This window comes from Candidatus Sodalis sp. SoCistrobi, from assembly GCF_900143145.1.
Lineage (GTDB): Bacteria > Pseudomonadota > Gammaproteobacteria > Enterobacterales > Enterobacteriaceae > SoCistrobi.
Map to the genome: position 1 here is coordinate 1 of NZ_FRDB01000170.1, position 6,203 is coordinate 6,203.

At 54.8% G+C, this 6,203-nt stretch carries 6 protein-coding genes, 1 tRNA gene and 1 pseudogene; 6 read left to right on the forward strand and 2 right to left on the reverse strand.

Features of this window, described 5'->3' with window-relative positions; all coding sequences use genetic code 11:
* A partial coding sequence (locus CINSTRO3249_RS11455; RefSeq protein WP_254304262.1) for a flagellar biosynthesis protein FlhF occupies positions 1 to 1,360 on the forward strand: 1,360 nt, incomplete at its 5' end.
* 17 nt (positions 1,361 to 1,377) lie between these two features.
* Positions 1,378 to 1,476 (forward strand): annotated as a pseudogene (locus tag CINSTRO3249_RS11460) (IS1 family transposase); the annotation flags it as partial.
* Positions 1,477 to 1,638: 162 nt separating this feature from the next.
* Here the strand turns inward: CINSTRO3249_RS11460 and CINSTRO3249_RS11465 are convergent.
* A tRNA-Arg gene (locus tag CINSTRO3249_RS11465) sits at positions 1,639 to 1,715 on the reverse strand.
* A 183-nt stretch (positions 1,716 to 1,898) separates the two neighbouring features.
* Here CINSTRO3249_RS11465 and folD point away from each other — a divergent pair.
* Positions 1,899 to 2,771 (forward strand): bifunctional methylenetetrahydrofolate dehydrogenase/methenyltetrahydrofolate cyclohydrolase FolD, encoded by an 873-nt coding sequence (gene folD / locus CINSTRO3249_RS11470; protein WP_074013378.1) that lies wholly within the window; start codon positions 1,899 to 1,901, stop codon positions 2,769 to 2,771.
* 2 nt (positions 2,772 to 2,773) lie between these two features.
* Positions 2,774 to 2,986, forward strand: coding sequence for a ribosome-associated protein YbcJ (gene ybcJ, locus CINSTRO3249_RS11475; protein WP_074013379.1), 213 nt, complete (start codon positions 2,774 to 2,776; stop codon positions 2,984 to 2,986).
* 128 nt (positions 2,987 to 3,114) lie between these two features.
* Here the strand turns inward: ybcJ and cysS are convergent, their stop codons facing one another.
* Positions 3,115 to 4,500, reverse strand: coding sequence for a cysteine--tRNA ligase (cysS, locus tag CINSTRO3249_RS11480; protein ID WP_074013380.1), 1,386 nt, complete (start codon positions 4,498 to 4,500; stop codon positions 3,115 to 3,117).
* Between the two features lie 253 nt (positions 4,501 to 4,753).
* Between cysS and ppiB the strand changes: the two genes are divergently transcribed.
* A complete protein-coding gene (ppiB, locus tag CINSTRO3249_RS11485; protein ID WP_074013381.1) occupies positions 4,754 to 5,248 on the forward strand; it encodes a peptidylprolyl isomerase B in 495 nt (164 codons plus the stop codon).
* 10 nt (positions 5,249 to 5,258) lie between these two features.
* Positions 5,259 to 5,978: a UDP-2,3-diacylglucosamine diphosphatase gene (locus tag CINSTRO3249_RS11490; protein ID WP_074013382.1), complete on the forward strand. Its 720-nt coding sequence runs from the start codon at positions 5,259 to 5,261 to the stop codon at positions 5,976 to 5,978.
* Positions 5,979 to 6,203 lie beyond the last annotated feature (225 nt).

Here is a 6,203-nt window from a genome sequence, read left to right on the forward strand (position 1 = left end):
CATAGGTATCTACACATTTATCGTGATACCTGTTATTACTTTGCAGAATGATTTCAACCTATCTGTTGGCGGGATTGACTCTCGCCTTACCCGCCGATATCAGACGCTGGTTAAACAGCATATGACGCCCGCGGCTCTTCTTGCTTCTGCGGTTAAAGACCTCGCAAGTGCTCAAAAATCAACTTTCGCAACTACCCAAGCTGTCTGGCGTTTTCTGAATAATAAGCGAATTAGCTTCAGTCAACTCAATGAGCCAATTATTTCGCTAGCACTTGAGCAAATTTCGCTTAGCCCGCATCCATACGCTCTCGTTGTTCATGATTGGTCACGTTTACAATTTCTTTACCATCATGCCAAATACGGACGCTTAAAAATGACGCACGGTGGCGATGTTGGATATGAACTTCAAAGCAGCTTGCTGGTTGATGCTGGCACGGGTTTGCCAATAGCGCCTCTATCTCAGACACTTACCGATGCAACCGGTTGTCATTCAACGTTGGCGGAAGGACTGTCCGAACGGCAGACACATATGGACGCCTTGACGACCGATATTGCCCGTGTGGAATCGCTTAATATAGGTAAAAAGCTGATTCATATAATTGATAGAGAGGGTGACTCTATTGGACATATGCGGACGTTGAGTACTCAAGGAATATGCTGGCTTATCCGAGGAAAAGAAGGACATGGTGCAGAGTGGCAAGGTAATTCATTGAAAATTGGTGAGATTGCTGCTCTTCTGCCATACAACGGATGCGGACAGGTAGACTGGAAAGGGAAAAAAGCTGATATGGAAATCAGTGAAACCTCGATAGTCATAACCCGAGCTGCGCAGCAGAAGCGTAAAGATAAAGAAACCGGCCGCCGCATAAAAATCCAACCTGGAGAGCCTCTGACGGTCAGATTGGTTGTTGTTCGGCTTACGGATGATCTCGGTAATGTGGTGGGACGCTGGACGCTGCTTACAAACGTTTGCAGCGAGATCACCTGCGAGGAAGTAGCTCGTTGGTATTACTGGCGCTGGAATATTGAATCATTTTTTAAGTTGCTGAAAGGTGCCGGACATGACGTAGAAACATGGCTTCAGCGCAGCGCGCCAGCCGTACTACGCAGGTTGTTAATAGCCAGTATGGCTGCTGTTCTGGTATGGCGGCTGCAACGCGCTGAAGGAGAAGAAAATGCGGCAGCCCGCCAGCTGATATGTCGCTTGTCAGGACGACAGCAAAAGCGAGGCCGCAGAGAGAGCGCTCCTGCTCTGCTCGCTGGCCTATCCATCTTGTTGAATACACTAAAATTATTATCGGAATATAGTCTGGAAGAACTTACTCATTTAGCGAGAGTTGCTCTTAAGCCTCCTCCCTGATGTGTAGATACCTATGCATTAAACGACTGGCGCGTAAAACGATTTGCTTCTCGCGCTCTGTCGAGATCCACGAAAAAGTCATCGGAGCCTTCATCGAAAAACACATGTTCTACTAATTGGAGTCATTACCGAAGATAACCCGGGCTATCAGCGCCCGGCTACAGGGAGGCGCTGGATATCGCAGCAGAGCGGCTCGAATAATAGGAGATATAGTAAAAATCGCTATTCAGGAATTACTTTACATCGCAGCAGACACCTCTATCAGGATTGAATGCAAATGGTACGCCCTACTGGATTCAAACCAGTGACCTACGGCTTAGAAGGCCGTTGCTCTATCCAACTGAGCTAAGGGCGCACAACTTTATCGGTGGTGCCGAATGCGGTTTGGATTATACGGAGGTAAGCGTTTGAGTCAATGGCTTTTCTGCCCATTGTTCCGTTGGTAAAACGCCAGGATGCATTCTGTGCCTGACAGCGGGACGCGCTTCTGCCAAAATAGCGCCCTCAGCCTGATTACATTGACGGATTTCCGATTCAAATGGTAGCAAAAATAATTGATGGTAAGGCCGTTGCCCAACAGGTCAGAAATGAAGTGGCCGCGCGGGTTCAGGCGCGTCTGAAGGCGGGCAAGCGCGCGCCGGGACTGGCGGTAGTGCTGGTCGGCGGCGATCCCGCCTCGCAAATTTATGTTGCCAGTAAACGCAAAGCCTGTGAAGACGTCGGTTTTATTTCCCTCTCCTATGACCTGCCCAGCACGGTCACCGAAGCGGCACTGTTGGCGTTGATTGATCAACTGAATGCCGACCACCGGGTGGACGGGATTTTGGTGCAGCTGCCGTTGCCGGCGGGGATAGACAATATCAACGTGCTGGAGCGCATTGCGCCGGATAAAGATGTGGACGGTTTCCATCCGTATAACGTCGGCCGCCTATGCCAGCGCGCGCCGCTGCTGCGTCCTTGTACCCCGCGCGGCATCGTGACGCTACTTGAGCGCTATCGTATTGATACCTTTGGCCTTAACGCCGTTGTGGTCGGCGCCTCCAACATTGTTGGCCGCCCCATGAGTCTCGAATTGTTGCTGGCGGGCTGTACCGTGACCGTGACCCACCGCTTCACGCGTGATTTACGGCGCCATATCGAAAATGCCGATCTGTTGGTCGTGGCGGTGGGCAAAGCGGGCTTCATCCCCGGCGAGTGGATCAAACCCGGCGCGGTGGTCATGGATGTCGGGATTAATCGTCTGGAGAGCGGTAAAGTGGTCGGCGACGTGGATTATGCCAGCGCCGCCGGGCGCGCCGCCTACATTACGCCGGTGCCCGGCGGTGTGGGGCCGATGACGGTCGCCACGCTTATTCAAAATACCCTGCAGGCCTGCGAGGATTATCACGATTCGTCTACGCCGGAGGTTTGATTATGACGACATTTTCTCTTGAGGGGCATCCCTATATCGCGTTATGCGACCTTTTGAAAATCTCAGGCTGGTGCGAGAGCGGCGCGGCGGCCAAGCTGGCGATTGATGAGGGCCGCGTGACGGTAGATGGCGCAGTGGAAATCCGTCGGCGCTGTAAAATTACCGGCGGGAAGCAGGTCGCCTTCGCCGGTCAGCAGATAACGGTAGCGGACTGAGGATTGCGGCCGCCGCGCCGGCGGCATCAGCGCCCGCCGCCGGCGCGCGCTATTAACTGCGGCGCCAGGTTGATCCTTGCATGCCATCTTTTAACCGCGGCGCCAGGTCGTCCCCTAATGGCCATCTTCTAACCGCGGCGCCAGACAGTCCCCTGCGGGCCATCTTCCAGCACAATGCCGAGCGCGGTCAGTTTATCCCGGGCTTCATCCGCCAATGCCCACTGCCGGGCCTTGCGCGCGTCATTGCGCTGCTGAATCAGCGCTTCAATCACCGCAGTGTCCTCCGCATCCTCCACGGCGCCCTGTTGCAGGAAGACGGCTGGATCCTGCTCCAGCAGACCCAGCACGCCGGCCAGCTGGCGTAACGTCGCCGCCATCCCCTGCGCCGCCGCCGGCTGTTCGCTTTTCAGGCGGTTGACCTCACGGGCGATGTCGAACAGGACGGAATAGGCTTCCGGCGTATTGAAATCATCATCCATTGCGGCGATGAATTGCGCCACAAAGTGGTCCCCGCCGGCGGGGACGGCGGTCGCATCGGTACCGCGCAGGGCGATATACAGGCGCTCCAGGGCCGCGCGCGCCTGTTTGAGGTTATCTTCACTGTAATTTAGCTGACTGCGGTAATGGCCGGACATCAGGAAATAGCGTACCGTTTCGGCATCGTAATACCCCAGGACGTCGCGCACGGTGAAAAAGTTGCCCAGCGATTTCGACATCTTCTCGCGATCGACCATCACCATGCCGGCGTGCATCCAGACATTCACGTAGGGGCCATCATGGGCACAGGTGGACTGCGCAATCTCATTTTCGTGATGGGGAAAAATCAAATCCGACCCGCCGCCGTGAATATCGAAATGATGGCCAAGCTGCCGGCCGTTCATGGCCGAACACTCAATGTGCCAACCGGGGCGGCCGTCGCCCCACGGCGATGGCCAACTCGGCTCGCCGGGTTTTGACATTTTCCACAGCACGAAGTCCATGGGATTTCGTTTCACATCGGCCACTTCGACGCGGGCGCCGGCCTGAAGCTGCGCCAGATCCTGACGGGACAGCAAGCCATAATCGCTGTCGCTGTCCACGGCGAACATCACATCACCGTTGGCGGCCACATAGGCATGACGTCTGTCGATGAGCTGACCAACCAGTTCGATTATCGCGTCTATATAGTGCGTGGCGCGCGGCTCCTGATCGGGACGCAGGATATTCAACCGGTCGAAATCGCTATGCATCTCGCTAATCATACGCTCGGTAAGCTGCTGAAAAGTCTCTCCATTCTCAGCGGCGCGGCGAATAATCTTGTCCTCGATATCGGTGATATTACGGACATAATTCACCTCGTAACCGCGGTAGCGAAGGTAGCGGGTGACGACGTCAAAGGCGACGAAGGTGCGCCCATGGCCGATATGGCAGAGGTCATACACGGTGATGCCGCACACATACATACCGACTTTACCGGCATGGATAGGTTTAAATTCCTCTTTTTGGCGGGTCAGGGTGTTAAAAATCTTTAGCATCGAAAATCATTCCATGTTTCTGCAGATTACGCGTGTCGAGCGCCCAGCGGTAAAGGTCAATAAACCTAACGGGGTATTGAACCCTGAAGCCGCAGCTATTGCAAGGGTATGCCACGGAATTACCGGCGGTCGAGGCGACGAGGGAAGGGAAACCGGGGGCCGTTGCTGACTCTATGGCAGAGTTATGCTATAAAACCCCTCTGCCCGTACACTTTGTATGAATGCAATTCATCAGACTTTCAGGACATTAACTATGGTCACTTTACATACCAATCACGGCGATATCGTTATCAAAACCTTTGCGGACAAAGCGCCGTTATCCGTTGAGAATTTCCTCAATTATTGCCGCAGCGGGTTTTATGACAATACCATTTTCCACCGCGTGATTAACGGCTTCATGATCCAGGGCGGCGGCTTTGTCCCCGGCATGGAACAAAAGGCTACCGAGGCGCCGGTGAAAAACGAAGCCAACAATGGTCTGAAAAACACCCGCGGTACGCTGGCAATGGCCCGAACCAACGATCCGCATTCCGCCACGGCGCAATTTTTTATCAACGTGGTGGATAATGACTTTCTTAACTTCCGCTCCGAACGCCCTGACGGCTGGGGATACTGTGTTTTCGCCGAAGTGACCGAGGGGCTGGACGTGGTCGACAAAATCAAAGGCGTCGCCACCGGCCGCAGCGGCATGCATCAGGACGTCCCGAAAGAAGACGTGATCATCACCCATGTGACCGTTGCGGAGTAATCCCGCCCGCATGTCAACCCTGTTCGTCGCGGATATTCATCTTTGCGCACAAGAGCCGGCGATCACCGCCGGTTTTCTGCATTTTTTACGCACGCGGGCGCGCGCCGCGCAAGCGCTGTACATCCTTGGCGATTTGTTTGAGGTGTGGATAGGCGATGACGATCCCAATCCGCTGCATCATGAGATAGCCATGGCGCTTCAGGCGCTGACCCAAAGCGGCATTCCCTGCTATTTTATCCACGGTAATCGTGATTTCCTGCTCGGCAAGCGCTATGCCGCCGCCTGCGGCATGACGCTGTTGCCCGCGCAGCGGGTCATGCAGCTGGACGGGCTGCGGGTGGTAATATTGCATGGCGACACGCTGTGTACCGACGATAACGACTATCAGCGTTTTCGCCGCCGGGTGCATCAGCGTTGGCTACAGCGGCTATTTTTGTCCCTGCCGCTGCGGCTGCGGCTGCGTATTGCCGACAGGATGCGTGCCAATAGCCTGCGCGCCAACGCCGGTAAAACCGCCGACGTCATGGACGTCAATGCGCAGGCGGTTATTGCGGTGATGGAGGATACCGGCGCGACGGTGATGATCCATGGTCATACCCATCGGCCGGCGATACATCAACTGCCCGGGGAGCGCCGTCGTGCGGTACTGGGCGCCTGGCACCATCAGGGATCGGCCATCGAGGTTTCCACCCGCGGCGTGATGCTGCATGAGTTTCCTTTCGGCGGCTGAAATCCGCCGTCGGTGAACCCCTGCGGCGTTCTCCTCCCCCTTATAGCATAGGTATCTACACATCAGGGAGGAGGCTTAAGAGCAACTCTCGCTAAATGTGAATCACCCCGGATAAATTAGAGTCTATACTTTAAAAGTGGAGGTCTCTATGACAACGACCAAACGTTACTCTCCGGAAGTCCGTGAACGGGCAGTTAATCTAGTGCTGGAAACTCAGCATGAGCA